This window comes from Streptomyces sp. NBC_00704 (genome assembly GCF_036226605.1).
Classification (GTDB): domain Bacteria; phylum Actinomycetota; class Actinomycetes; order Streptomycetales; family Streptomycetaceae; genus Streptomyces.
Genome location: NZ_CP109000.1, coordinates 1,316,432 through 1,341,366, shown reverse-complemented (window position 1 = coordinate 1,341,366; position 24,935 = coordinate 1,316,432). Strand labels below are relative to the sequence as shown.

The following is a 24,935-nucleotide window of genomic DNA, read 5'->3' as shown; positions in this document are numbered from 1 at the left end:
GACCCACTGTGCTGAACGATCTCGACGAACGCATCGTGCACGCCCTCGCCGAGGACGCCCGCCGCTCCTACGCGGACATCGGGCACCTGGTCGGCCTGTCCGCGCCCGCCGTCAAACGGCGCGTGGACCGGCTGCGGGCGACCGGGGCCATCACCGGCTTCACCGTGCGGGTCGACCCGGCGGCCCTCGGCTGGGAGACCGAGGGGTTCGTCGAGATCTACTGCCGGCGCAACACCTCCCCGGAGACCATCCAGCGGGGCCTGGAGCGCTACCAGGAGGTCGTGGCGGCGTCCACCGTCACCGGCGAGGCGGACGCCGTCGCCCAGGTCTTCGCCGCCGACATGCGCCACTTCGAACGCGTCCTGGAACGGATCGCGGGGGAGCCCTTCGTGGAACGCACGAAGTCGGTGCTGGTGCTCTCCCCGCTGCTGCGCCGCTTCTCCTCGGGCTCACCCACCTGACCTGCCGTCCCGCGCGCGCCGGCGGACCCCGGCCAGCATCCGCAGCACGAGGACCCGGTGGCCGCCCGTGCCGATGACCAGAGCCCGGTACAGGGCCCCGACCCGGCCGGGGAACACGGCCCGCGTCTCGGCGCTCAGCCGGGTCCGGCCCGGCCCCGCCTCGTCGAGGCGGAAGACCAGCGAGTACGACGCGAAGCGATGCCCTCCCACCAGGACCAGCCGCCGGCCGGGCACCGCCTCCGCCACCCGGAAACCGGCGAGCGTCGCCCCCGCGGCGAGCGGACCCGGCCCGGACGCCGATCGCTCGTCGGCTCCGACCAGACGGGCGTAGCGGCCCCAGCCGCGCCCGGCGAAGGCACGGCCGAGCACCTCGCCGAGCGCGCGCCAGACCTCCGCGCGCTCCGCCGGGACGACCGTCGCCAGCTCGTCCACGCGGGGCAGTGCGGCGTTCTCCATCAGGACCTCCGTGACGTCGGACCCGTCCCCCACCGCGACCCTCCCACAGGACGCGAACGCCCGGCCGGGCGGCCCGGTCGGACAGGCGACCGGACGACCGGACGACCGGGCGGCCGGGCGGCCCGGACCGGAAAACCGCTGGGCGGCCGGACGGGACGCGGCTAGCATCGATCCATGACCTGGCGACATTGATCCACGACCGGCTCCGGCGTCCGTCGACTGACCGTCACGCTCTACGCGTACGCGTTCCTCGACGAGTTCGTGCTGCTCTACCCGGTGTACGTCCTGCTGTTCGCGGACGGCGGGCTGTCCGTCGGGCAGATCTCCTCCCTCTTCGTCCTGTGGTCGCTGACCGGCGTCCTGCTGGAGGTCCCCTCCGGCGCCTGGGCCGACGCCGTGTCCCGGCGCATGCTCCTGTGGCTGGGCCCGCTGCTGGGCGCGGCCGGCTTCGCGCTGTGGGTGCTCGTCCCGTCGTACTGGGCCTTCGCGGCCGGGTTCGTCCTGTGGGGAGCGCGCGGCGCCCTGAGCTCCGGCGCGCTGGAGGCGCTGGTCTACGAGGAACTGGAACGGGCCGGCGCGGCGGACCGCTACGCCCGCATGACGGGCCGCGCCCACGCCCTGGGCCAGGCGGCCGTGATGACGGCGACGGCGCTGGCGGGCCCGGTCCTCGCGGCCGGCGGCTACCGGGCCGTCGGCGCGGCGAGCGTGCTGGCCGCCCTGCTCTGCGCCGCGGCCGCCACCCGCTTCCCCGAGCACCGCACCCCGGCCGCGCCGTCCGAGGACGGCTGGGCCGCCACCCTGCGCGCCGGGTTCGCCGACGTCCGGGCCGACCGGCGGGTCCTCGGCGCCCTGCTGCTCGTGCCGGCCGTCACGGCGGTGTGGGGCGCGCTGGACGAGTACACCCCGCTGCTGGTCGGGGAGACCGGCGTCCCCGACGCCGAGGTCCCCCGTCTGCTCGTGCTGATCTGGGCCGCGGTGACGGCCGCCGGTCTGCTCGCCGGCCCGGCCGAACGCCTCGGCCGCACCGGACTCGCCGTGCTGCTCGCGGGCGCCGCGCTCGCCCTGGCCGCGGGCGCGCTCACGGCCAGGCCCGTCGGCATCGTCCTCGTCGCCCTCGCCTTCGGCGGCTTCCAGCTCGCGACGGTGCTGGCCGACGTCCGCCTCCAGCGCCGCATCGAGGGCGCGGGCCGGGCCACCCTGACCTCGGTGGCGGGCCTGGGCACGGACGTGGTGACCATCGGGGTGTACGGCGTGTACGGGTTCCTGGGGTCGGCCTTCGGCCACGGCGCCGCGTTCGCGGCATGCGCGGTGCCGTACCTATTGACGGCGCTGGCATTGGCGGGGGCGCGGCGGCAGAGAGCACGGTCGGGGCCGCGCTGACCTCCTGTGCGGGGGCGTCGGGTGTACGGCGTGTACGGGTTCGCCGGGTCGCCCTCGGGCGCGGCGCCGCGTTCGCGATGGGCGCGGTGCCGTATCCGATGACGGCGCCGGCATTGGCGGGGGCGCGGCGGCAGAGAGCACGGTCGGGGCCGCGCTGACCTCCTGTGCGGGGGCGTCGGGTGTACGGCGTGTACGGGCTCGCCGGGTCACCCTCGAGGGCGGTGTGCGCGGTGTGTGGCGTGCCGTACCCGTTGACGGCGTTGGCGGGGGCGCGGCGGCAGAGAGCACGGTCGGGGCCGCGCTGACCTCCTGTGCGGGGGCGTCGGGTGTACGGCGTGTACGGGCTCGCCGGGTCACCCTCGGGGGCAGGGCGCGGTGTGCCTGGCCCGGCGCCGTTCCTGATGACGACGCCGGCCGCCGTGTCGTCGGCGACCGTGAGGAGGATGCCGCGGCCGGGGGAGCCGGCACGGCGAGTGCGCGGTGGGCGGATGACCGGGCTGGCCACGGCCAGGGCGCGGTGGGCGGACGTCGGCCTTGGCCGTGGCCGGGGCGGCGGCCACGGGGGAGGGGGCCGGTGGGCGCGCAACGAATCGCCGTTGTGGCCCTCGCGCACGCAACGTTGTGGTCACCGGTGCGCAACGGCTCCTGCTTGTCGGGCCCGCGCGACCGACCGTACGGTCTATCTGGCCCCCGCGACGGTCTCGCGACGGCCCTCCCGGCAGCCCTCGCGACGGCTGCCCCCGCCCCTCGTACCCCGGTGAGGATCACGCATGCGCACCGCCCTGCTCCAGAGCTCCGGCCGCCCCGGCTCCGTCGTCGAGAACCTCAAGGTGCTCGACGAGGCCGCGGAGCGGGCCGCTGCCGCGGGCGCCGCGCTGCTCGTCGCCCCCGAACTGTTCCTCACCGGCTACGCGATCGGCGACGACGTCGCCCGCCTCGCCGAGCCCGCCGACGGCAACTCCGCGGACGCCGTCGCCGAGCTCGCCGCGCGGCACGGCCTCGCGATCGCCTACGGCTACCCCGAGCGGGACGGCGAGACGGTCTTCAACTCGGCGCAGCTGATCTCCGCCGAGGGCGTCCGGCTCGCGAACTACCGCAAGACCCACCTCTTCGGCTGCTTCGAGCGCGAGCAGTTCCGGCCGGGCGGGCAGCCCGTGGTCCAGGCCGAGCTGAACGGCATCACCGTCGGCCTGATGATCTGCTACGACGTCGAGTTCCCGGAGAACGTGCGCGCGCACGCCTTGGCCGGCACCGACCTGCTCGTCGTGCCGACCGCGCAGATGCACCCCTTCCAGTTCGTCGCCGAGTCGATGATCCCGGTGCGCGCCTTCGAGAACCAGATGTACGTCGCCTACGTCAACCGGGCCGGGCGCGAAGGGGAGTTCGAGTTCGTCGGACTGTCCGCGCTGGCCGGGCCCGACGGGATCGTCCGGGCCCGCGCCGGACGCGAGGAGGAGCTGGTGTTCGCCGACGCCGACCCCGTCGCCCTCGCCGCGTCCCGGGCGGCCAACCCGTATCTGCACGACCGCCGCCCCGGCCTCTACGGGTCCCTGGTCTGAAGCCCCGTCGCTCCCCGAGTCCCTTCGTCTTCGCCGCAAGGAGTCCGCACCCCATGACGTCCACCGTGCCCAACGCCGTCGAGCACGCAGACGAGCACCAGCCGCCGATCACCATGTTCGGCCCGGACTTCCCGTACGCGTACGACGACTTCCTCGCCCACCCGGCGGGGCTCGGCCAGGTCCCCGCGACCGAGCACGGAGCCGAGGTCGCCGTCATCGGCGGCGGGCTGTCGGGCATCGTGGCCGCCTACGAGCTGATGAAGATGGGCCTCAAGCCGGTCGTCTACGAGGCCGACAGGATCGGCGGGCGGCTGCGCACCGTCGGCTTCGAGGGCTGCGACCCCTCCCTGACCGCCGAGATGGGCGCGATGCGCTTCCCGCCGTCCTCCACGGCGTTGCAGCACTACATCGACCTGGTGGGCCTGCGGACCGAGCCCTTCCCCAACCCCCTGGCCGAGGCGACCCCCTCGACGGTCGTCGACCTCAAGGGCGAGTCCCACTACGCCGAGACGATCGACGACCTGCCGCAGGTCTACCGCGACGTCGCCGCCGCCTGGAACAAGTGCCTGGAGGAGGGCGCGGACTTCTCCGACATGAACCGGGCCATGCGCGAGCGCGACGTGCCGCGCATCCGCGAGATCTGGGCGAAGCTCGTCGAGAAGCTCGACAACCAGACCTTCTACGGCTTCCTCTGCGACTCCGAGGCGTTCCGGTCCTTCCGCCACCGCGAGATCTTCGGCCAGGTCGGCTTCGGCACGGGCGGCTGGGACACCGACTTCCCCAACTCCATCCTGGAGATCCTGCGGGTCGTCTACACCGAGGCGGACGACCACCACCGCGGGATCGTCGGCGGCAGCCAGCAGCTTCCGCTGCGGCTCTGGGAGCGCGAGCCGCAGAAGATCGTCCACTGGCCGCACGGCACGTCGCTGGCGAGCCTGCACGAGCGCCGCGAGCCCCGCCCGGCCGTGACCCGGATGCACCGCACCGCCGGCGACCGGATCACCGTGACGGACGCGGCCGGTGACATCCGCACCTACCGCGCGGCGGTCTTCACCGCCCAGTCCTGGATGCTGCTGTCGAAGATCGCGTGCGACGACTCGCTCTTCCCGATCGACCACTGGACCGCCATCGAGCGCACCCACTACATGGAGTCCAGCAAGCTCTTCGTGCCCGTGGACCGGCCGTTCTGGCTGGACAAGGACGAGGAGACGGGCCGGGACGTCATGTCGATGACGCTCACCGACCGCATGACGCGCGGCACCTACCTCCTCGACGACGGCCCCGGCAAGCCCGCCGTCATCTGCCTGTCGTACACCTGGTGCGACGACAGCCTGAAGTGGCTGCCGCTGTCGGCGAACGAGCGGATGGAGGTCATGCTGAAGTCGCTCGGGGAGATCTATCCCAAGGTCGACATCAGGAAGCACGTCATCGGCAGCCCGGTGACGGTCTCCTGGGAGAACGAGCCCTACTTCATGGGCGCGTTCAAGGCCAACCTGCCCGGCCACTACCGCTACCAGCGCCGCCTGTTCACGCACTTCATGCAGGACCGGCTGCCCGAGGACAAGCGGGGCATCTTCCTGGCGGGCGACGACATCTCCTGGACGGCCGGCTGGGCCGAGGGCGCCGTCCAGACCGCGCTGAACGCGGTCTGGGGCGTGATGCACCACTTCGGCGGCACGACCGACGCGACCAACCCCGGTCCGGGCGACGTGTACGACGAGATCGCGCCGGTGGAGCTGCCGGAGGACTGAGGGCGGGCCTCGCCCCGGGGGGCCCTCAGAGCGGGGTGAGCATCATCCGTCCCGCGAACCCGACGGCCGTGTCGAGCCGTTCGGTGAACTCCTGCGCCACGTCGGGGAGCCGCCGCAGCGCCCACAGGGCCCGGGCCGCCGTCCAGGTGGCGTCCCTGGCCCGTTCCAGGCTCCAGGAACCGAGCAGGTGGGTCAGGGGATCGGCGATCTGCAGCAGGTCGGGGCCCGGCATCAGCTCCTCGCGGACGCGCTCCTCCAGCGCGACGAGGACGTCGCCCACGCGGTCGAACTCGTCCTCCAGGTCGGCCGGTTCGCAGCCGAGGCTGTGGCAGGCGTCCACGACGGCGAGCGCGAGGTCGTGCCCGATGTGGGCGTTGACGCCCGCGAGGGCGAACTGCAGCGGCCGCACGCCGGGATGGCGGCGGAACTGAAGCAGCGGACGCCAGCAGGCCGGCGCGCGCCCGTCCGACGGCGCCGGGTCGACCGCGTCCAGGTAGCGCTGGGCGAACCGCACGTCCAGCGTGGCCGCGGCTCGCGGGTCCGGGAAGCGGCCCCGGTCGATGCGCCGGTCCACCTCCCGGGTCACCGCCAGGTAGACGCGGTTGAAGACCGCGACGCCGTCCCGTGCGGGCAGGGCCGCGTCCAGGGCGCGCATCCGGGCGAGCACGTCGTCGATGCTCACGGCGAGCGGCACGGACGGGTCGGCGCCCGCCTCGGCGGGCGGGGAGAACTGTGTCAATCGCGGCATGGGGGCAGGGTGGCAGTCCGGGGCCGCCCCGCGGGGCGGCGGGCCCGACGCTTCCCCGGAACGGGCGAACGGGCCTGCCGCGCCGGGCGCGTTCGGCCCGTCGTGCGCCTCTAGGAACCGGCGTCGTCGTAGCTGCTCGTGCCCTCGTCGAGCAGCGGCCGCTGCGCCTTGAGATGGTCGGGCGCGAAGGCGCGCAGCGCGTGGTAGCCGGTGATGACGACGACGGTGCCGAGCGCGATGCCGCTCAGCGAGAACGTGTCGGTGAACTTCAGCGTGACGTTGCCGACGCCGATGATGATGCCCGCCGCGGCCGGCACCAGGTTCAGCGGGTTGCGCAGGTCGACGCCGGCGGTGATCCAGATCTGCGCGCCGAGCAGGCCGATCATGCCGTACAGGATGACGGTGATGCCGCCGAGGACGCCGCCGGGGATCGCGGCGACGATCGCGCCGAACTTCGGGCACAGGCCGAACAGGAGGGCGAACCCGGCGGCGGCCCAGTACGCGGCCGTCGAGTAGACGCGGGTCGCGGCCATCACGCCGATGTTCTCGGAGTACGTCGTGTTGGGCGGTCCGCCCAGGGCGGTGGACAGCATGGAGCCGACGCCGTCGGCGGAGATCGCCGTGCCGAGCCGGTCGTCCAGGTCGTCGCCGGTCATCTCGCCGACCGCCTTGACGTGCCCGGCGTTCTCCGCGACCAGCGCGATGACGACCGGCAGGGCCACCAGCACCGCCGACCAGTCGAAGGACGGGCCGTGGAAGGAGGGCAGGCCGATCCAGTCGGCGTGGGCGACGCCGGACAGGTCGAGCCGCCAGTGGTCGGTGACCTTGCCGCTCGCGTCGGCGGAGTGGATCCGGCCGAAGATCCGGTCGAACGCCCAGGACACGGCGTATCCGAGGACGAGGCCGAGGAAGATGGCGATGCGCGACCAGAACCCGCGCAGACAGACCACGGCCGCGGCGGTGCACGCCATCACCAGCAGCGCGGTCCACTGGTCCTGCGGCCAGTAGGTCGAGGCGGTGACCGGGGCGAGGTTGAAGCCGATCAGCATCACCACCGCGCCCGTGACGATCGGGGGCATCGCGGCGTGGATGATCCGCGCCCCGAACCGCTGCACGGCCAGTCCGACGGCGAACAGCGCGACCCCGACGACGAACACCGCGCCGGTGACCGTGGCGCTCGTCCCGCCCTGCGCGCGGATGACCGCCGCGACGCCCACGAACGACAGGGAGCACCCGAGGTAGCTGGGCACCCGGCCGCGTGTGGCGAGCAGGAAGACGACGGTCGCGACGCCCGACATCATGATGGCGAGGTTGGGGTCCAGGCCCATGAGGACCGGCGCCACGAAGCTCGCGCCGAACATCGCCACCACGTGCTGGGCGCCCAGGCCCACCGTGCGCGGCCAGGACAGCCGTTCGTCGGGGCGGACCACCGCGCCGGGCGCGGGGGTGCGTCCGTCGCCGTGCAGTTTCCAGCGGACGCCGAGATCCATGGGTGCGGGTCGCTTTCGTGAGGGAACGGCTGTCCTGGTCATTCTCACGCGCCCGGGGGAGGGTGAGCGACCGCTTAGGGGAGGCTTAGGATGGTGGCCGTTGTTCCGTACCCGCACAGGAGTGCCCGCCGTGACCGCCGAAGCCCCGCCCGCCCCCGCTGTGTCGTACGGCCGGCTCGTCCCCGTCACCGTCCACTTCGACGATCTGGACGCGCTCGGACTGCTGCACAACGCCCGCTACCCGCTGATGGTCGAACGCGCGTGGACGCAGCTGTGGCAGGAGTACGGCGTGCGCTTCGAGGGCGACTGGGCCACCGCCGGCGACGCCTGCAACGCCGTCCGGGAACTGCGGATCAGCTACGAGGCCCCGGTCACCAGGACGGGCGCGTACGCCGTGCACCTGTGGCTGGAGCGGCTCGGCACCACGGGGCTGACGTACGGGTTCCGGTTCTGTTCGACGGACGGGACGCTGACCTACGCGCGCGGCGAACGCGTCCTCGTGCGGCTGGACGCGGCGACCATGCGTCCCGCGCCCTGGAGCGAGACCCTCAGGAGCGGGGGCCGGGCGCTGCTGCGGCCCGCGCACTGACCTTCGCATCCGTGCGCTCGCCGCCGCGCAGCACGCCGGCGAAGGCCACCAGTCCGAGGGCGAGCACCGTCACGACGACGAACGACACCGTCAGGCTGGTCGCCTGCGCCACCCCGCCGATCAGGCTGGGGGCGATCAGCCCCGAGGTGTACGTGATGGTCGCGACGCCCGCGATGGCCTGGCTGGGGTTGGGCCCGCTGTGGCCGGCCGCGGCGAAGCACAGCGGTACGACGACCGCGATGCCCAGCCCCATCAGCCCGAACCCGCCGATCGCCACCGCCGGATGATCCGCGACGACGATCAGCAGCCCGCCCAGCGCGGCCAGGACGCCTCCCGCACGGACCGTGCGCACCGCCCCGAACCGGTTCACCACCGCGTCCCCCGCGATCCGGGCCACCGCCATCGTGAGCATGAAGCCGGTGGTGCAGGCCGCCGCGACGCCCGCCGACGAGGCGAGCCGGTCGCGCAGGTACACCGCCGACCAGTCCAGGCTCGCGCCCTCCGCGAAGACCGCGCAGAACCCGACGGCGCCGATCAGCAGGGCCGAGCGGGGCGGCAGCGCGAACCGCGGGGGCGGCTCCTGGTCCGCGGCCGGCCTGATGTCCAGCACCCATCGGCAGGCCACGAGCCCGAGGGCGGTGAGCACGGCCGCCGCGAGGGCGTGATGCAGACGGGCGTCCGAGCCCAGGTGCGCCGCGAGCGTGCCGCCGGCCGAGCCGACCAGCGCGCCCGCGCTCCACATGCCGTGCAGGCCCGACATGATCGACCTGCCGAGCCGGCGTTCCACCTCGACGCCGAGGGCGTTCATCGCGACGTCCGCCATGCCTGCCGCGGCCCCGTACGCGAACATCGCCAGACACAGCAGCGGCAGGTTGGGCGCGAGGGCGGGCAGCAGCAGCGACAGCGTCCACAGGGCGAGCAGCACGCGCAGGGCGGTGCGGCTGCCGAGCCGATGGCTGACCGAGCCGGCCAGGGGCATCGCACAGGCCGCGCCGAACGCGGTGAAGGCCAGGGCGAAGCCGAGCTGTCCGGTGGAGACGTCGGCGTGGTCCTGGATCCACGGCACCCGGGTGGCGAACGAACCGGTGACCGCGCCGTGCACGGCGAACACCGCCGCGACGGCGTACCGGGCCCGCCGCACCTGCGTGGGGGTGTGGTCCACGTCGCCCGCTCCGCTCATTCCTCGCCCTCTCCGGGTCCGCGCCGCCTCGTCGCGGTGCCGACGTAAACTATCAGGAACCCTGCCTGATAAATAGAGGGAACGGTCGCGAGCCGTCGGCCGGGTCCCCCTCGGCCGTGGGAGGATTCCCGCCATGCCCGCATCCCCGAGCACCGCCCGGGTCATCAACGACCGGCTCGCCCTGCGGCTGCTGCAACGCGAAGGCCCGTTGACGGCCGGGCAGTTGAAACAGCTCACCGGTCTGTCCCGGCCCACCGTCGCCGACCTCGTCGAACGGCTCACCGCCTCGGGGCTGATCGAGGTCGCGGGGGAGACGGGGGAGCGGCGCCGCGGACCCAACGCGAGGCTCTACCGCATCGTCGCGGGCCGCGCCCACCTGGCCGCCCTGGACGTGCGCACCGAGGGCGTCGCGGTGCTCGTCTCCGACCTCGTCGGAGAGGTGCTCGCCGAGGCGTCCGTGCCGATCGGCGGCGACCTCGGCACGGGCACGGCCGTCGAGCGGGCGGTCGCCCTCGTCGAACGGGCGGCCAAGGAGGCGGGGGCCGACCCGCTGCACACCCTGGGCGTGGGCGCGCCCGGCCTGATCGACCCGGTGAGCGGCGAGCTGCACGACTCCAGCGGGCTGCCCGAATGGCACCGCCGACTGATGGCGGCCCTGCGGGAGCGGTTCCCCGACGCCCGCCTGCACGTCGAGAACGAGACCAACCTGGCCGCGCTGGCGGAACAGCGCGAGGGCGGCGCCCGCGACCGCGACACCTTCGTCCTGCTGTGGCTCGGCCACAGCGTCGGCGCGGCCGTCGTGCTGGACGGCGTCCTGCGCCGGGGCGCCTCCGGAGGCACCGGCGAGATCGGCTTCCTGCCGGTGCCGGGCACCGACGGCCTGCCCTCGGCCACGGGATGCGAGGGAGGCTTCCATTCCCTGGCCGGCTCGGCGGCGATCACCGCCCTGGCGGACGAGCACGGCCTGACGGCGGGGCCACCGGCCCGCACCGACGAACCGGCCGCCGCCGATCTGGTGCGCCGGGCAGTGGCGGCGACCCGCCCGACCCCACCCGACGACCACCCCCCGGCGGCCACGACAGCCCCGACCGACCTGGCCGCCCCCGCCCCGGCCCCCGTCGAAGCCGGCGCCGAAGCCGGCGTCGACCGCCTCAGGGACACCCGGGACGCCTCCGCCGCCCCGGCCGCGCCGGATGCTCCGGCCGGGACGGCCGGGCGGGTCACGGCCGGGAGGCGGCCGGACGAAGCCGCCGACCGGTTCCTCGACGCCCTCGCCGACCGGCTGACCCTCGGCGTCGCCTCCGTCGTCGCGGTCCTCGACCCCGGCTGTGTGGTCCTCGGCGGTGAGGTCGGCCGGGCCGGCGGCGACGAGTTGGCGCTCCGGGTGGCGCGGCGGCTGCGCCGGATGGCGCCCCTGCCGACGGAGGTGCGCCCCAGCGCCCTGGGCGGCGGCGCGGTCCTGCGCGGAGCGCTGCTCACGGCCCGCGAATCCGCACAGGACGAGCTGTTCGGCAGCGGTGAGGCGGAGCCGCGCGCCCTGCCGGGGGCCGCTCGGCGACGGATGCGCGTCACCGGGTAGTCCTCGGCTCGTGGGCCGGCCCGACCGGCCGGGAGAGGTGGGCCTCGGACTCGTCCGCGCGCACGGCTTTCACGCGGTCCCTCCGTCGGAGCCGCGGGAGGGTCGAGGGGGACCCGGCGGCGGGCAAGGGCCGTCGTCACCGCCGCCGGGTCGTACGCGTCGACCCTAGAAAGGACTAGACCAAAGCGTCAATAGGTATGGACCAATGGCGCGTTCGGTGGACGGGCGGAGGTCGCGGTGACGGACGTGCACGTGATCGCGACGCTCTGTGAGGCAGCCCACATTCTTCACCTGTATGGACGCGCATCCGGCATGGCACACTGACCCTGTACCTAAAGCAGCGCACTCCGGGGTCGGTGAAAGTCCGAACCGGCGGTTACAGTCCGCGACCCGGCCGCTTCCAGCGGCCGGTTGACCAGGTGAAATTCCTGGACCGACGGTTAAAGTCCGGATGGGAGGCAGTGCGCGGCGGGCGGGCATTCGTGCGTGCCGTCGTATATGTACTCGTCTCTGGACGAGTCTGTCCGGCGTCGCCCCCGGTGTCCTCGCCCGTACCTGCTGTCGTCATCGACAGGCCCCGGAGTCCGTGCCCGAAGAGGCAGGAGGACCCGGGAAGTGTTCACCGGAATCGTCGAAGAGCTGGGTGAGGTCACCGCCGTCGAGAATCTCGGCGACGCCTCCCGCTTCCGGCTGCGCGGCCCCGTCGTGACCGACGGCGCGAAGCACGGCGACTCCATCGCCGTGAACGGGGTCTGTCTCACCGTCGTCGAACACGAGGGCGACGAGTTCACCGCCGACGTCATGGCGGAGACCCTGAACCGTTCCAGCCTCGGCGCCCTCGGCGTCGGCTCCCGGGTCAACCTCGAACGCCCCACCGCCGTCGGCGCGCGCCTCGGCGGGCACATCGTGCAGGGCCATGTCGACGGCACCGGCGCGGTGCTGGAGCGCAGGCGCTCCGAGAACTGGGAGATCGTCAAGATCTCGCTGCCCGACGGCCTCGCCCGCTACGTCGTGGAGAAGGGCTCGATCACCGTCGACGGCATCAGCCTCACGGTCGTCGACGCCGGCCCCGACCACTTCACCGTCAGCCTCATCCCCACCACCCTCGCCCTGACCACGCTCGGCCTCAAGCAGCCCGGCGACCCGGTCAACCTCGAGGTGGACATCGTCGCGAAGTACGTGGAACGCCTGCTGGGGAGCACGCAGGGCGCGACCGGCACCCCGGGAGCGGCGCTGTGAACTGGCTGAACTCCGAGGCCTTCGTCATGTTCGACCAGCACATCATCTGGTCGGACATGATCGGGAACATCCTCGGCCTGATCACCCTCGCGCTCGGCTGGCGCCGTTCGCTGCTGACCTGGCCGGTGCAGTTCCTCTCCGGCCTCGTCCTCTTCGTCGCCTTCTACGGCCATCTCGCCGGCAGCGCCGGCAAGCAGGTCGTCGTGATGGTCGTCGCCCTGTACGGGTGGTGGCAGTGGAACCGCAGCAGGGGACGCTCGGCGGACGGGCAGATCACCCCGCGCTTCGCCACCTGGACCGAGCGCGCGGCCATGGCCGGCGCGGCGGCCCTCGGCACCGTCGCCGTGGCCCTGCTCTTCAAGGCCCACCCGTCCCTGTCCTGGGACCCCTGGCCCGACGCCTACATCTTCGTCGGCACCGTCGTCGCCATGTACGCCCAGGCGCGCGGCATGGTCGAGTTCTGGATCGCCTGGCTCCTCGTCGACGTCGTCGGCGTCCCCCTCAACTTCGCCAACGGCTACGCCTTCTCCGGCTTCGTGTACGTCATCTACGGCGCGCTGGTCCTGTGGGGCATGCGCGACTGGTGGCTGCGCTCCCGCAAGGCCTCGCAACCCGCTCTGGAAGGAGCGCCGGCATGAGCACAGCACCGATCCTCTACAGCACCGGGGGCGTCGAGGACTTCTCCCTCGACCCGGTCGAACAGGCCATCGCCGACATCGCGGCCGGCCGGCCCGTCGTGGTCGTCGACGACGAGGACCGCGAGAACGAGGGCGATCTCGTCGTCGCCGCGGAGATGGCCACCCCCGAGATCGTCGCCTTCATGATGAGCGAGTGCCGCGGCCTGATCTGCGTCCCCATGGAGGGCGAGGAGCTGGAGCGGCTGGAGCTCCCGCAGATGGTCCAGGACAACACCGAGTCGATGAAGACCGCGTTCACGGTCTCCGTCGACGCGAGCGCCGCCCACGGCGTCACCACCGGCATCTCCGCCGCCGACCGCGCCACCACCCTCCAGCTCCTGGCGGGCGGTCAGGCGCAGGCGGCCGACTTCGTCCGGCCCGGTCACGTCTTCCCGCTGCGGGCCAAGCCCGGCGGCGTGCTGACCCGCAACGGCCACACCGAGGCCGCCGTCGACCTCGCCCGCCTCGCGGGCCTGCGGCCGGCCGGCGCGATCGTCGAGATCGCCGGCGAGGACGGCCGGATGCTCCGGCTGCCGGAGCTGATCCCCTTCGCCCGCAAGCACGGCCTGACGATCATCTCCATCGAGGACCTGATCGCCTACCGCCGCGGCTCCGAGCCCACCGTGCGCCGCGAGGCCGAGACCCGACTGCCCACCGTCCACGGCACGTTCACCGCCTACGGCTACCGCTCCACCGTCGACGGCGTCGAGCACGTCGCCCTCGTCCACGGCGAGATCGGCGACGGCGCGGACGTCCTGGTCCGCGTCCACTCCGAATGCCTCACCGGCGACGTCTTCGCCTCCCAGCGCTGCGACTGCGGCCCCCAGCTGGACGCGTCCCTGGAGCGCATCCAGAGCGAGGGCCGGGGCGTGGTGGTCTACCTGCGCGGGCACGAGGGCCGGGGCATCGGCCTGCTGTCCAAGCTGCGCGCCTACGAACTCCAGGAACAGGGCCACGACACCCTGGACGCCAACCTGGAGCTGGGCCTGCCCGCCGACGCCCGCGACTACGGGGCCGGGGCGCAGATCCTCGACGACCTCGGCGTGCACAGCGTCCGCCTGATGACCAACAACCCCGAGAAGACCGAGGCGCTGGTCCGGCACGGCATCGAGGTCACCCGGCGCGAGCCCATGCCCGTGCAGGCCGGCGAGCACAACATCCGCTACCTGCGCACCAAGCGGGACCGGATGGGACACGACCTGCCCTGGCTGGACGCGGCCCCCGTGTCCCCCTGCGGCAACCAGTGACCACCCCCGGCGCCGACGGCACCCACAGCACCGACAGCACCGAACGACACCGAGGAGAGACGAGAACGTGAGCGGCAAGGGCGCACCGGAACTGTCCGTACGCAATGTGGGTGACCTCCGGGTCGCCGTCATCGCGGCCCAGTGGCACGAGAAGGTGATGGACGGCCTGGTCGACGGCGCGCTGCGCGCCCTGCACGACCTCGGCATCGACGAGCCGACCCTGCTGCGCGTCCCCGGCAGCTGGGAACTCCCGGTCGTCGCCAAGGCGCTGGCCGGCCGCGGGTACGACGCGATCGTCGCCCTCGGCGTCGTCATCCGGGGCGGCACGCCGCACTTCGAGTACGTGTGCCAGGGCGTCGTCCAGGGCCTCACCCAGGTGTCCGTCGAGACCGGGGTGCCCGTCGGCATGGGCGTCCTCACCTGTGACACCGAGGAGCAGGCCCTGGACCGGGCCGGCCTGGAGGGCTCCAACGAGGACAAGGGGCACGAGGCGGTGACGGCGGCGGTGGCCACCGCGGCCACCCTCCGCTCAGTATCCGAACCCTGGCACTGACCCACCCGGTGTTGGAGCTAGGCTGACCTCACCATGTCGAACAAGACTTTCGAGGAGCTCTTCACCGAGCTCCAGCAGAAGGCCGCCACCGGCGACCCCGCCACCTCCCGTACCGCCGAACTGGTCGGGAAGGGCGTCCATGCCATCGGCAAAAAGGTCGTCGAAGAGGCCGCCGAGGTCTGGATGGCCGCCGAGTACGAGGGCAAGGAAGCCGCCGCCGAGGAGATCTCGCAGCTGCTCTACCACGTCCAGGTGATGATGGTCGCCCGCGGAATCTCGCTGGACGACGTCTACGCCCACCTGTAGAAACGCCCCCGGCACCCCCCTCTGCACACACCCGCCCCAGCCCCCGTACCACGCGAAGGAAGCCGACCTCATGCTGCGCATCGCCGTCCCCAACAAGGGTTCCCTGTCAGGCCCCGCGGGGGAGATGCTGCATGAGGCCGGCTACCGGCAGCGCCGCGAGTCCAAGGAACTGCGGATCGTCGACCCGGTCAACGACGTGGAGTTCTTCTACCTCCGTCCCCGCGACATCGCGATCTACGTCTCCTCCGGCCGCCTCGACATCGGCGTCACCGGCCGCGACCTGCTGGTCGACTCCGGCGCCGAGGCCGAGGAGATCCTCCCCCTCGGCTTCGCCCGCTCCACCTTCCGCTTCGCCGCCAAGCCGGGCACCGCGCACTCCCTGCACGACCTCAAGGGCCGCACGATCGCCACCTCCTACGAGGGGATCGTCGCCAAGCACCTGGCCGAGCAGGGCGTCGACGCCTCCGTCGTCCACCTCGACGGCGCCGTCGAGACGGCCATCGAACTGGGCGTCGCCGAGGTCATCGCCGACGTCGTGGAGACCGGCACCTCGCTGCGCAACGCCGGTCTGGAGGTGTTCGGCGACCCGATCATGCAGTCCGAGGCCGTCGTCATCCGCCGCACCGGCGCCGGCGCCGAGGACGCCGCCGAGCCCAGGGTCCAGCAGTTCCTGCGCCGCCTCCAGGGCGTCCTGGTCGCGCGGACCTACGTGATGATGGACTACGACTGCCGCGTCGAGCAGCTGGAGAAGGCCGTCGCGCTGACCCCGGGCCTGGAGTCGCCGACCGTCTCCCCGCTGCACAACGAGGGCTGGGTCGCCGTCCGCGCCATGGTCCCCGCCAAGGAGGCCCAGCGGATCATGGACGACCTCTACGACATCGGCGCCCGCGCCATCCTGACCACGGCCATCCACGCCTGCCGACTCTGAACGCATCCGGGAACATGTCCGATCTCACAGGTGGCGACCTGCCCACCCTCCCCGTCACCTTCCGGCCGGGCCGCACCCGCGTGGTGCTGCTCACGGCCGGGGTCGCCATCCTCGTCGTCATCTCCGCCGTGGCCCTGCTGCTGGAGCAGCTCGGCCCGGGGGAGCGGCTCAGCTTCATCCTGACCGGCGCGCTCATCTTCTGGGCGCTGGCCCAGATCGCCCGGGTGCGGGTCGTCGCCGACGAAGCGGGCGTCACCGTGGTGAACATCGCAGGCCGGCGACGCCTGGCGTGGGCGGAGATCCTCCGGGTGAACCTCCGACCGGGCGATCCCTGGGTCTTCCTCGACCTCAGCGACGGCACCAGCCTGCCGGCCCTCGGCATCCAGCCCGGCATCGACAAGCGGCAGGCCATCGCCGACGCGCGCAGCCTGCGGGCGCTCGCCGAAGCACGGTCGGTCCGGGACCCCGAGACGCCCCCGGAGCAAGATCAGGGCTGACTCGGCGCCGTCCACCCTGCCGTTCATGGCCCTGTCTTGATTAATCTGGTGACGGAGGCGCTGCCCTTGCGCCTCCGCCCCTGTTGTGCCCTGCCGGGCTCACGGGGGTTCCTGCTACCCGAGGAGTGACTCCCTCCGGCGATGGACGGTTCGTCCTGTAGTACCTGCGCCGCCCCTGTCCGACCTGTATCGCAGGCGGCGGCATCATGACCCATCCCCTGCTGCTCCTGGCAGCCGCGTTCCTGCTCATCCTCGCCAACGGCTTCTTCGTCGCCGCCGAGTTCGGCCTCGTCACGGTCGAGCGCCCGGACGCCGAGAAGGCCGCCGCCGAGGGCGACCGACGGGCCGGCACGGTCGTCGGATCGCTGAAGGAACTGTCCTTCCAGCTCTCCGGCACCCAGCTCGGCATCACCATCACCTCCCTCGTCGTCGGCATGCTCGCCGAACCGGCGCTCGCGGAGCTGCTGCGCGGTCCGTTCACCACGCTCGGCGTCCCCGACGGCGCCGCCTCCGGCGTGGCCGTCGTCGTCGGCATGCTGCTGGCCTCCGCCGTGCAGATGGTGATCGGCGAGCTGGTGCCCAAGAACTGGGCGGTGTCCAAGCCCCTCCAGGTCGCGCGCTTCGTCGCGGGCCCGCAGGCCGGCTTCTCCCGCCTCTTCCGCCCGGTGATCGCCGCGCTCAACACCGTCGCCAACCGGCTGGTGCGCGCCCTGGGCGTCGAGCCCACCGCGGAGCTGGCCTCCGCGCGCACCCCCGGCGAGCTGGTGTCCCTGGCCCGCCACTCCGCCCAGGCCGGCGCGCTCGAACAGGACACGGCCGACCTCTTCGTACGGACGCTGTCCCTGGCCGAGCTGACCGCGCAGCACGTCATGACACCGCGCGTGAAGGTCAGCGCCCTCCAGGCGTCGGCGACCGCCGAGGACGTCGTCAACCTCACCCGCGCCACCGGCCTGTCCCGGTTCCCGGTCTACCGCGAGAGGATCGACGAAGTCGTCGGCATGGTCCACCTCAAGGACGCCCTGGCGGTCCCGGTCCACGACCGGCTGCGCACCCCGGTCGTCCGGATCGCCCGCCCGGCCCTCCAGGTCCCCGAGACGCTGCCCGTACAGCCCCTGCTGGCCCGGCTGCGCAGCGAACAGCCCATCGCCGTCGTCGTCGACGAGTACGGCGGCACGGCCGGAGTGGTCACCCTGGAGGACATCGTCGAGGAGATCGTCGGCGAGGTCCGCGACGAGCACGACGGCCAGGACGCCCCGGAGCTGGCCGCGGCCCCGCCCGAGGAGGGCAGACCCGCCTGGGACGTGGACGGCAGCTGCCGCGTCGACACCCTGCGGCGCATAGGGCTGGAGGTCCCCGAGGGACCGTACGAGACGGTCGCCGGCCTGGTCGCCGACCTGCTCGGCCGCATCCCGGCCGTCGGCGACCGGGCCGAGCTGCCCGGCTGGCGGCTCTCGGTGCGCCGGATCGGCCACTACCGGGCCGAACGGGTCCGGCTGGTGCGCACCGGCCAGGTCGTGGAGGTCGCCCGATGAGCGCCCTGCAACTGCTCTTCGCCGCACTGCTCGTGCTGGCCAACGGGTTCTTCGTCGGCGCCGAGTTCGCCCTGGTCTCCGTGCGCCGCAGCCAGATCGAGCCCCTGGGCACCGCGCGGGCCCGCCAGGTCCTGTACGGCCTGGAGAGCCTGCCGCAGATGATGGCGGCGGCCCAGTTCGGCATCACCGTCTGCTCCCTCACCCTGGGCGCGGTCGCCGAACCCACGGTCGCCGAGCTGCTGGAGCCGCTGTTCGAGTGGATCGGAATCCCGCACGGGGCGATCCATCCGCTCGGCTATGTCATCGCCCTCGCGGCCGTGGTCTTCTTCCACCTCGTCATCGGCGAGATGGTGCCGAAGAACCTCGCCATGGCGGCCCCCGAGAAGGCCGCGCTGTGGCTCGGCCCCGGCCTGGTCGCCTTCGCCCGGGTGTGCCGGCCGATCACCGTGGCCCTCGGCGCCTGCGCCCAGGGCATCCTGCGGCTCTTCCACGTGGAGCCCAGGGACGAGGTCGAGGCCGTCGTCACCAGCGAGCAGTTGAACCGGCTGCTGGAGGACTCCGGCGAGGCCGGCCTGCTCGACCCCGAGGAACGCGAACGGCTGGAGGACGCGCTGGAGCTGGGCTCGCGTCCGGTGACCGACGTGCTGCTCACCCGCGAGTCGCTGGTCACGGTCAGCCCGTCGGTCACCCCGGGCGAGATCGTGGAGCTGACGGCCCGCACCGGCTACTCCCGCTTCCCGGTGGCCGCCGAGAACGGCGCCTTCATGGGCTACCTGCACGTGAAGGACGTCCTCGACGTGGAGAACTCCGAGCGGGCGGTGCCCCAGCAGGTGTGGCGTCCGATGACCAAGCTGCGCTCCGACCTGCCGCTGGACGACGCCCTGACGGTGATGCGCCGGGCGGCCACCCATCTGGCGCAGGTCGCCGACGCGTCGGGCAGGGTCCTCGGCCTGGTCGCCCTGGAGGACGTCCTGGAACTCCTCGTGGGCGAGGTCACCGACCCGGCGCACCGGGAGGTTCCCGAGGTGCGGCTGGCGGAGCCGGCGGCGCGCGGCGGAACGGAGCAGGCGCTGGCGAGCTGAGCGGGGCCGCGGGATCCGTCATCGCGCCGACGGATCCTGCGGCCCCCTCCCCGACAGCACCTCGCCGTAGGCCTGCATCAGATCCGGCAGCCGCAGTGTCGACAAGTCGTCCCGGGTCAGTGCGCCCGGGTAGGTCGACAGGCGCAGATCCCGGTAGGCGCAGCTCTTCTCGTACAAGGTCCGCAGGAACCGCCCGTTGCCCAGCTCGTCGATCCAGCCCTGGTCGACGACGTGCCCGGCGATCGAGCGCAGCTCGTCCAGCGCCTCCTCGTCCCACGCGTCGCCGTTCTCCGCGGCCAGCACCTCGCCGATGGAGGTCAGTTCCAGGGGCCGGTAGGAGGGGAAGTCGACGCGGGACGTGAACCGGGAGGACAGCCCGGGGTTCGCGGCGAGCAGCCGGTCCATGCCCTCCGGGTAGCCGGCCAGGATCACCACCAGGTGGTCCCGGTTGTCCTCGGCCCGCTTCAGCAGGACCTGCAACGCCTCGTCGCCGTACGCGTCGCCCTTGCCGTAGCCGGAGTTGGAGAGCGAGTAGGCCTCGTCGACGAAGAGCACCCCGCCCAGGGCCGAGTCGATCAGCTCGTTGGCCTTCACCGCCGTCTGGCCCAGGTACTCGCCCACCAGGTCGGCCCGCTGGGCCTCCACGAGGTGGTCGCCGCCCAGCAGGCCGAGAGCGTAGAAGACCCGGCCGAGGATCCGCGCCACGGTGGTCTTCCCGGTGCCCGAGGGTCCGGAGAAGACGAAGTGCCTCTTGGGCGGCTGGACCGGAAGCCCCTGCCCGGCCCGCAGCCGGGCCATGTTGAGCTGCGCCGACAGCGCCTTGACCTGGCGTTTCACCGGCTCCAGTCCCACCATGCGCTCCAGCTCGGCGAGCGCCGCCTCCAGGAGGGCGGGGTCGGTGGGCCCGGCCGGCAACGGCACGGCAGGGGCGGGGTTCGCGTTCCGCGCGACGGGCTCGGCCACCGGCGCCGGCGGGGCGGCGGGGGACGGGTCGACCGGATCGGTGAGCCGCAGGTCGCGCCCCTCGGCGCCGAACACGGGGTCGAAGCCGTCCGGGCCGTCCACCGCGTCCTGACCGAGCCCCGTGAGGGTGATCGCGGCGAGATCGGCCGTGTCGTCGTAGCCGTCGCAGCCGTCGCCCTCGGCGATCGCGGCGAGCCGGGCCGAGGTGTCCATGAACGCGGCGTCGACGCGGTGCACCGCCCGGTACAGGGGCAGGGCGGCCGCCGACCGGCCGGTGCCCTCGTGGGCCCTGGCCAGCCAGTACCGCAGTTCCTTGCGCTGCGGCTGCTCGCTGCGGCAGCGCATCAGCGCCGCCGACAGCAGCGGCTCGGCCTGCCCGTACATCTCCAGGCGCACCCGGGCCATCCCGCCGAACAGCCCGGCCTCGATGCCCAGCAGGGAGTCGTCCAGCAGCGGGTCGGTGTGCCGGACCAGCTGCTCCCAGTCCTTGACGAGGTAGGCGCGGCAGGCGTGCAGGAAGCGCACCTGGTGGTCGGCGTCCACGGGCGGGAGTCCGGCGAGCGCCCGGTCCAGCTCGGGCACATGGCGGCCGTCCAGCCAGTGCGAGGCGTGCGCGAGCAGCAGGTCGCGCGGGCTCTCCAGCACCGGCTGCACCCACCAGCCCAGCCAGTACCAGGAGTTGAGGGTGCGGCGGTGCCGGGTGCGCTGTTCGCCGAAGCGCTCGCGGTGGCGGAACATCCGCAACAGGGCGGTCGTCGTGTCGACGCGCAGCGCGTGCAGCCCGAGCCAGCCGTCGGCCATTCCGGGGTCGATCCGCACCGCCGTGCGGAACTCCTCCTCCGCCTGCGGATAGGCGCCCATGGTGTAGGCGTCCACGCCTCGCAGCCAGGCCAGGTCGGCCGGGGCCTCGGGGCCCTGCGTGCCGAAGTCCATCACGTCCCCCACAAACCGTGCCCCGTCGGTCTGCCGCCGGGCCGTCGCCCGCCGGCTGCCTTGGTCGAACCGCTGTACCGCGGACCGGAGTTGCAAGGTGCGCGCAGCAGTCGTCCAGGTCGCACCGAGGGCATCGTACCCGCGCGGAAGGTGCCCGCCGTAGGGTGCCGCACAGGACGTTCCACGAGGTGGGAGCACATGGGGCGCACGACGAAACCGTGACCCAGGGTGAGCGGACGGCCCCGCGCAGCGCCCGGAAACGGGGGCCGGGGACCGGGAAGAGGGCAGAACGAAGCCCCCGATCACGGGGGAACAACCGGGGGCTTCGCGTCTGAGAGCGGCTGCGATGCCGCACATTGAGAACGTAAGACCTGTACGGGCCGCCGGTCAAGCGGAGTTGAGGCAGTTGGCGAACTTCGAACGCAAGAGTCTTCACAGGTTCACCACATCGCGGCCGGTCCCTCACCATGAGTGACATCCTGGTGCGGACCAGGCCCTCCGCGCGGTCCCGGCAGCACCTCGTATCCCTCGGGCGACTGCCGTACCAGCGCGTCGGCGTACGGCCGCGACGGATCGGCGGCGAAGTGGCCGAGTTCGGCCGGAACCCAGCCGTCCCAGAACTCCCGCTGCTCCTCCCCGTCCCGTGACCGGCCGCGCGCCCAGGCCTGCTCTGCCGGCACGTCCATCCACAGCAGACACGAGAGCACGGGCCGCAGGGCCCGGCGTCCGGCGCCGACTCCCTCCACGAGGACGACGGGTTCCGCGGGCAGGGTCCGGGGGGCGCCGAAGCGCCGGGCGCGCCAGTCGTAGGGGGTGTACCGCGCGCTCTCGCCGCGTTCGAAGGGCTCGATCACCTGGGTGAGCAGCTGCTCGGTCCACGCGAACAGCCTCGCGTGCGAGGCGATGTCATCGAGGTGCAGCACCGGCGCCCCGCCGATCGCCTCGGCCAGCGCCGCGGCGAACGTGGACTTCCCCGAGCCGGCGTGGCCGTCGACGCCGATCAGACGGACCGGCCCGCAGGACGGCGGCAGGCGGCGGAGCCGGGAGGCGAGCTGGTGGATGGCGGGTCCAGGTGGGAGAGGGGGAACGGGAGAAGGAGGAGAAGGGGGGTAGGAGGAACGGGGGGGCGCGAGGCCGGCGGGAGGGCCGGGGGCCGGTACCCGCCGTTCGGGACGGCCCGCGAGCACGTCCGGGCCGGGAACCCGGCGTCGGGACGATCCCCGCGTCCCCCCGGAATCCTACGTGCGTACGCCACACCGGTGGTTCGGCCCCACGTCCGTGGGCGTGGCCCGGGCGGCGGTGCTGGAAGGCGGGTCCGCGGCCGTTCATAGTGGGCGCACAGCCGCGCCGAGACCTCGGGGGTCCTTCCGCCCATGAGCAGAGCCGAACAGCCGTCCCGCAGGAGAGTCCTCGCCGTCACGGTCGCCGCCGCGGTGGCCGGTGCGTCGGCCCCGGCCGCGACGGCCGCACCGGCCGCCGGCCCGGGGGACGCCGGCGACGCCGAAGCGGCCCCGGCCCGGTCCGTCGACCACCGCGCCTGGACCACGTACGCCGACTGGTCCGGCGGCGCCGCCCAGGGAACCCGTGCCGTGGCAGGAACCCGCCCCGGAGTCGTCATCGCCGCCCCGCTGGGCTCGGTCGACTACACGGACCCGCACACCAAGGCCACCGCCGCCTGGGAGTACGCGACCTGGACGTCCCCGGCCCGGGCGCTGGCGGTGCCGGCCACGGAGGTGGTCGCCTCCTGGAACGCGAGCACCCCGGCCGGCACCTGGCTCCAGGTCGAGCTGAAGGGCACGTACTCCGACGGCGAGGACACCCCCTGGTACGTGATGGGCCGCTGGGCCTCCGGCGACCAGGACGTCCGGCGCACCTCGGTCGACGGCCAGAAGGACGGGCGCAGCACCGTCTGGACCGACACCCTCGCCGTCGACGACGCCGCCACGGGGCTGCGGATCGCCGCCGTCAGGCTCCGGCTCACCCTGTACCGCCGCCCCGGCTCCGGCGCCACCCCCACCGTGTGGCGGCTGGACGCCATGGGCTCCGACGTCCCGGACCGCTTCACCGTCCCGGCCTCCGTGCCCGGCGTCGCGCGGGAACTGGTCGTCCCGCGCTACTCGCAGGAGATCCACCGGGGCCGCTACCCCGAGTACGACAGCGGCGGCGAGGCCTGGTGCAGCCCCACGTCCACACAGATGGCCGTCGAGTACTGGGGCGGCCGGCTCACGCCCCGGCAGCTGGCCTGGGTCGACCCCTCCTACAGCGACCCCCAGGTGTGCCACGCCGCCCGGTACACGTACGACTACCAGTACGGCGGCTGCGGCAACTGGCCGTTCAACGCCGCCTACGCGGCCACCTTCACCGACCTGCGGGGCGTGGTGACCCGGCTCGGCTCCCTCACCGGCCTCGAGACGCTGATCGCCGCCGGCATCCCGGCCATGACGTCCCAGTCGTTCCTCAAGGAGGAGCTGACGGGGGCGGGTTACGGCACCTCCGGGCACCTGATGACGGTGATCGGCTTCACGGCCCGGGGCGACGTGATCGCCAACGACCCGTTCTCGGCGGACGACGCGGCGGTGCGGCGCGTGTACCCGCGGCGGGAGTTCGAGAACGTCTGGCTCAGGACCCGGCGTCACGACGCGAGCGGCAAGGTCGTCTCCGGCAGCGGAGGCGTCTGCTACGTCTACTTCCCGGCGCGGCCCACGGCCCGCCAGTGCGAGGCCCTCGCCGCGGTGGGCATCCCCGTGTGAGCAACGTCTCCGCCGCAAAGGTCCCGGGAGATGGCAAGGTGGACGGATCGTGGGGGGATCCACCAGTACGTCCGACCTCAGCGAGCCGCCATGACCGCACAGACAGCCACCGCCGCCCGAGTCCGCACCGGAGGCCCCGACGCCGACGGCCCGAAGATCCTGGAGCACGTCGCGGGCTGGGTCCTCGTCGCGGTCGTCGCGATGCTGGTCACCCAGCTCGGACTGCTGTGACGGGCGTGTCCTGACGCGCGGTTGACCTGACATACTGCGGACGTCCCGCCGACCGCCCGAGATCAGGGTCGACATTGAACATCAGTGAACAGCGCGAAGTCGTCCGGCCCCGGGCGCGCGGCACCGAGCGCTCACTGGCGCGCCGCGCCGAACTCATCTCCATCGGGCGGAAGTTGTTCGCCGACACGTCGTACGACGCCCTCTCGATGGACGACATCGCCCGGCAGGCGCACGTCGCCAAGGGGCTGATCTACTACTACTTCCAGTCCAAGCGCGGCTACTACCTGGCGATCATCCAGGACTCCGTCGCCGCCCTGGTCGCCTTCGCGGCGAGCCGCGCGGACCTGCCCCAGGTGGACCGCGTGCACCGCACCATCGACGGCTATCTGCGCTACGCCGAGCACAACCAGGCCGCGTACCGGACGATCGTCAGCGGCGGCGTGGGCTTCGACACCGAGGTGCACGCCATCCGCGACGGCGTGCGCGCGGCGATCGTGGCGACCCTCGCCGAGGGCGCGTACGGCAGCGGCGACATCCCGCCGCTGCCCCGGATGGCCCTGCTGTCCTGGGTGTGCAGCGTGGAGGGGGCCACCCTGGCGTGGATCGAACGGCCCGAACTCTCCCGCGAGGTCATGGGCGATCTGCTGGTGAAGACGCTGGGCGGCTGCCTGCGCGCCATCGAGGAACTGGACCCCGCCTTCCCCGCACCGGCCCCGGCCCGCCGCCCGTCGACCACCGGACGGCCCTGACCGGTCCGCCGTCGCCGGTGTCCGGGCTCGGTTCCCGGACGAAGGCGCCCGCGCC

The 24,935-nt window shown here is 73.1% G+C and carries 24 protein-coding genes and 1 riboswitch; of the genes, 18 read left to right on the top strand and 6 right to left on the bottom strand.

The features are described from left to right. The first annotated feature begins 8 nt into the window (after positions 1-8). Positions 9-461: an Lrp/AsnC family transcriptional regulator gene (locus OG802_RS05905; protein WP_055638498.1), complete on the top strand. Its 453-nt coding sequence runs from the start codon at positions 9-11 to the stop codon at positions 459-461. Here the strand turns inward: OG802_RS05905 and OG802_RS05900 are convergent. Then, entirely contained in the window at positions 450-917 is a 468-nt protein-coding gene (locus OG802_RS05900; protein WP_329407851.1) for a hypothetical protein, read from the bottom strand. The two genes, OG802_RS05905 and OG802_RS05900, sit on opposite strands and share 12 nt — an antisense overlap. A gap of 219 nt (positions 918-1,136) precedes the next feature. Here OG802_RS05900 and OG802_RS05895 point away from each other — a divergent pair, with 219 nt between their 5' ends. The 3 genes from OG802_RS05895 (at position 1,137) to OG802_RS05885 (ending at position 5,607) form a co-directional block, all read left to right on the top strand. Continuing rightward, positions 1,137-2,297: an MFS transporter gene (locus OG802_RS05895; protein ID WP_329416958.1), complete on the top strand. Its 1,161-nt coding sequence runs from the start codon at positions 1,137-1,139 to the stop codon at positions 2,295-2,297. A gap of 770 nt (positions 2,298-3,067) precedes the next feature. After that, positions 3,068-3,856 carry a carbon-nitrogen hydrolase family protein gene (locus OG802_RS05890; protein WP_329407849.1) on the top strand — a complete coding sequence of 263 codons (789 nt, stop codon included), beginning with the start codon at positions 3,068-3,070 and terminating at the stop codon, positions 3,854-3,856. Positions 3,857-3,909: 53 nt separating this feature from the next. Continuing rightward, the gene (locus OG802_RS05885) at positions 3,910-5,607 is read left to right on the top strand and encodes a flavin monoamine oxidase family protein (RefSeq protein WP_329407847.1); all 1,698 of its coding nucleotides are present in this window, start codon (positions 3,910-3,912) and stop codon (positions 5,605-5,607) included. A gap of 25 nt (positions 5,608-5,632) precedes the next feature. On the opposite strand, the gene OG802_RS05880 is transcribed toward OG802_RS05885, so the two are convergent. Together OG802_RS05880 and OG802_RS05875 are read right to left on the bottom strand one after the other, a co-directional pair. Then, a complete protein-coding gene (locus tag OG802_RS05880) occupies positions 5,633-6,283 on the bottom strand; it encodes a DUF5995 family protein (protein WP_329416957.1) in 651 nt (216 codons plus the stop codon). Positions 6,284-6,465: 182 nt separating this feature from the next. After that, positions 6,466-7,845 carry a uracil-xanthine permease family protein gene (locus OG802_RS05875; RefSeq protein WP_329407845.1) on the bottom strand — a complete coding sequence of 460 codons (1,380 nt, stop codon included), beginning with the start codon at positions 7,843-7,845 and terminating at the stop codon, positions 6,466-6,468. A 130-nt stretch (positions 7,846-7,975) separates the two neighbouring features. Between OG802_RS05875 and OG802_RS05870 the strand changes: the two genes are divergently transcribed. Then, positions 7,976-8,434 carry an acyl-CoA thioesterase gene (locus OG802_RS05870; protein WP_329407843.1) on the top strand — a complete coding sequence of 153 codons (459 nt, stop codon included), beginning with the start codon at positions 7,976-7,978 and terminating at the stop codon, positions 8,432-8,434. Here the strand turns inward: OG802_RS05870 and OG802_RS05865 are convergent. After that, the gene (locus tag OG802_RS05865) at positions 8,394-9,614 is read right to left on the bottom strand and encodes an MFS transporter (protein ID WP_329407841.1); all 1,221 of its coding nucleotides are present in this window, start codon (positions 9,612-9,614) and stop codon (positions 8,394-8,396) included. The two genes, OG802_RS05870 and OG802_RS05865, sit on opposite strands and share 41 nt — an antisense overlap. A 133-nt stretch (positions 9,615-9,747) precedes the next feature. Between OG802_RS05865 and OG802_RS05860 the strand changes: the two genes are divergently transcribed. The 10 genes from OG802_RS05860 (at position 9,748) to OG802_RS05815 (ending at position 19,254) form a co-directional block, all read left to right on the top strand. Then, entirely contained in the window at positions 9,748-11,193 is a 1,446-nt protein-coding gene (locus tag OG802_RS05860) for an ROK family transcriptional regulator (protein WP_329407839.1), read from the top strand. A gap of 338 nt (positions 11,194-11,531) precedes the next feature. Beyond that, positions 11,532-11,662, top strand: a riboswitch (FMN riboswitch). 146 nt (positions 11,663-11,808) lie between these two features. Further along, entirely contained in the window at positions 11,809-12,432 is a 624-nt protein-coding gene (locus tag OG802_RS05855; protein WP_329407837.1) for a riboflavin synthase, read from the top strand. Next, positions 12,429-13,070 (top strand): nicotinamide riboside transporter PnuC, encoded by a 642-nt coding sequence (gene pnuC / locus OG802_RS05850; RefSeq protein ID WP_329407835.1) that lies wholly within the window; start codon positions 12,429-12,431, stop codon positions 13,068-13,070. Before OG802_RS05855 ends, pnuC begins: the two co-directional genes overlap by 4 nt. Continuing rightward, positions 13,067-14,356, top strand: coding sequence for a bifunctional 3,4-dihydroxy-2-butanone-4-phosphate synthase/GTP cyclohydrolase II (locus OG802_RS05845; RefSeq protein WP_329407833.1), 1,290 nt, complete (start codon positions 13,067-13,069; stop codon positions 14,354-14,356). The genes pnuC and OG802_RS05845 overlap by 4 nt, the downstream gene beginning before the upstream one ends. Positions 14,357-14,423: 67 nt before the next feature. Then, complete coding sequence (gene ribH / locus OG802_RS05840; RefSeq protein WP_109001591.1) at positions 14,424-14,909, top strand: 6,7-dimethyl-8-ribityllumazine synthase; 486 nt, start codon at positions 14,424-14,426, stop codon at positions 14,907-14,909. A gap of 33 nt (positions 14,910-14,942) precedes the next feature. Beyond that, on the top strand, positions 14,943-15,215 hold the full coding sequence (locus OG802_RS05835; protein ID WP_018534786.1) for a phosphoribosyl-ATP diphosphatase: 273 nt from the start codon (positions 14,943-14,945) through the stop codon (positions 15,213-15,215). Positions 15,216-15,285: 70 nt separating this feature from the next. Beyond that, positions 15,286-16,143, top strand: coding sequence for an ATP phosphoribosyltransferase (gene hisG, locus OG802_RS05830; RefSeq protein ID WP_329407830.1), 858 nt, complete (start codon positions 15,286-15,288; stop codon positions 16,141-16,143). Positions 16,144-16,157: 14 nt separating this feature from the next. Then, positions 16,158-16,640, top strand: coding sequence for a PH domain-containing protein (locus OG802_RS05825; RefSeq protein WP_329407828.1), 483 nt, complete (start codon positions 16,158-16,160; stop codon positions 16,638-16,640). A 206-nt stretch (positions 16,641-16,846) separates the two neighbouring features. Beyond that, entirely contained in the window at positions 16,847-18,172 is a 1,326-nt protein-coding gene (locus OG802_RS05820) for a hemolysin family protein (RefSeq protein WP_329407827.1), read from the top strand. After that, a complete protein-coding gene (locus OG802_RS05815) occupies positions 18,169-19,254 on the top strand; it encodes a hemolysin family protein (RefSeq protein ID WP_329407825.1) in 1,086 nt (361 codons plus the stop codon). Before OG802_RS05820 ends, OG802_RS05815 begins: the two co-directional genes overlap by 4 nt. Positions 19,255-19,272: 18 nt before the next feature. Here OG802_RS05815 and OG802_RS05810 read toward each other — a convergent pair whose 3' ends face one another. Together OG802_RS05810 and OG802_RS05805 are read right to left on the bottom strand one after the other, a co-directional pair. Beyond that, complete coding sequence (locus OG802_RS05810) at positions 19,273-21,150, bottom strand: AAA family ATPase (protein ID WP_329407823.1); 1,878 nt, start codon at positions 21,148-21,150, stop codon at positions 19,273-19,275. A gap of 440 nt (positions 21,151-21,590) precedes the next feature. Then, on the bottom strand, positions 21,591-22,211 hold the full coding sequence (locus OG802_RS05805) for a uridine kinase family protein (protein WP_329416955.1): 621 nt from the start codon (positions 22,209-22,211) through the stop codon (positions 21,591-21,593). 312 nt (positions 22,212-22,523) lie between these two features. Here OG802_RS05805 and OG802_RS05800 point away from each other — a divergent pair, with 312 nt between their 5' ends. The 3 genes from OG802_RS05800 to OG802_RS05790 all read left to right on the top strand — a co-directional run bounded on the left by OG802_RS05800 (position 22,524) and on the right by OG802_RS05790 (position 24,880). Continuing rightward, entirely contained in the window at positions 22,524-23,900 is a 1,377-nt protein-coding gene (locus OG802_RS05800) for a peptidase C39 family protein (protein ID WP_329407821.1), read from the top strand. A gap of 90 nt (positions 23,901-23,990) precedes the next feature. Then, entirely contained in the window at positions 23,991-24,131 is a 141-nt protein-coding gene (locus OG802_RS05795; protein ID WP_329407820.1) for an SCO1431 family membrane protein, read from the top strand. A gap of 74 nt (positions 24,132-24,205) precedes the next feature. Further along, positions 24,206-24,880 (top strand): TetR/AcrR family transcriptional regulator, encoded by a 675-nt coding sequence (locus OG802_RS05790; RefSeq protein WP_329407818.1) that lies wholly within the window; start codon positions 24,206-24,208, stop codon positions 24,878-24,880. Positions 24,881-24,935 lie beyond the last annotated feature (55 nt).

What these genes read in the sequence shown, in the direction of transcription:
- OG802_RS05900 (WP_329407851.1), bottom strand. Translation starts at nt 917, where the DNA reads ATGGAGAACGCCGCACTGCCCCGCGTGGACGAGCTGGCGACGGTCGTC.
- OG802_RS05890 (WP_329407849.1), top strand. Translation starts at nt 3,068, where the DNA reads ATGCGCACCGCCCTGCTCCAGAGCTCCGGCCGCCCCGGCTCCGTCGTC.
- OG802_RS05885 (WP_329407847.1), top strand. Translation starts at nt 3,910, where the DNA reads ATGACGTCCACCGTGCCCAACGCCGTCGAGCACGCAGACGAGCACCAG.
- OG802_RS05875 (WP_329407845.1), bottom strand. Translation starts at nt 7,845, where the DNA reads ATGGATCTCGGCGTCCGCTGGAAACTGCACGGCGACGGACGCACCCCC.
- OG802_RS05865 (WP_329407841.1), bottom strand. Translation starts at nt 9,614, where the DNA reads ATGAGCGGAGCGGGCGACGTGGACCACACCCCCACGCAGGTGCGGCGG.
- OG802_RS05860 (WP_329407839.1), top strand. Translation starts at nt 9,748, where the DNA reads ATGCCCGCATCCCCGAGCACCGCCCGGGTCATCAACGACCGGCTCGCC.
- OG802_RS05845 (WP_329407833.1), top strand. Translation starts at nt 13,067, where the DNA reads ATGAGCACAGCACCGATCCTCTACAGCACCGGGGGCGTCGAGGACTTC.
- OG802_RS05835 (WP_018534786.1), top strand. Translation starts at nt 14,943, where the DNA reads ATGTCGAACAAGACTTTCGAGGAGCTCTTCACCGAGCTCCAGCAGAAG.
- hisG (WP_329407830.1), top strand. Translation starts at nt 15,286, where the DNA reads ATGCTGCGCATCGCCGTCCCCAACAAGGGTTCCCTGTCAGGCCCCGCG.
- OG802_RS05825 (WP_329407828.1), top strand. Translation starts at nt 16,158, where the DNA reads ATGTCCGATCTCACAGGTGGCGACCTGCCCACCCTCCCCGTCACCTTC.
- OG802_RS05820 (WP_329407827.1), top strand. Translation starts at nt 16,847, where the DNA reads ATGACCCATCCCCTGCTGCTCCTGGCAGCCGCGTTCCTGCTCATCCTC.
- OG802_RS05815 (WP_329407825.1), top strand. Translation starts at nt 18,169, where the DNA reads ATGAGCGCCCTGCAACTGCTCTTCGCCGCACTGCTCGTGCTGGCCAAC.
- OG802_RS05810 (WP_329407823.1), bottom strand. Translation starts at nt 21,150, where the DNA reads ATGGACTTCGGCACGCAGGGCCCCGAGGCCCCGGCCGACCTGGCCTGG.
- OG802_RS05800 (WP_329407821.1), top strand. Translation starts at nt 22,524, where the DNA reads ATGAGCAGAGCCGAACAGCCGTCCCGCAGGAGAGTCCTCGCCGTCACG.
- OG802_RS05795 (WP_329407820.1), top strand. Translation starts at nt 23,991, where the DNA reads ATGACCGCACAGACAGCCACCGCCGCCCGAGTCCGCACCGGAGGCCCC.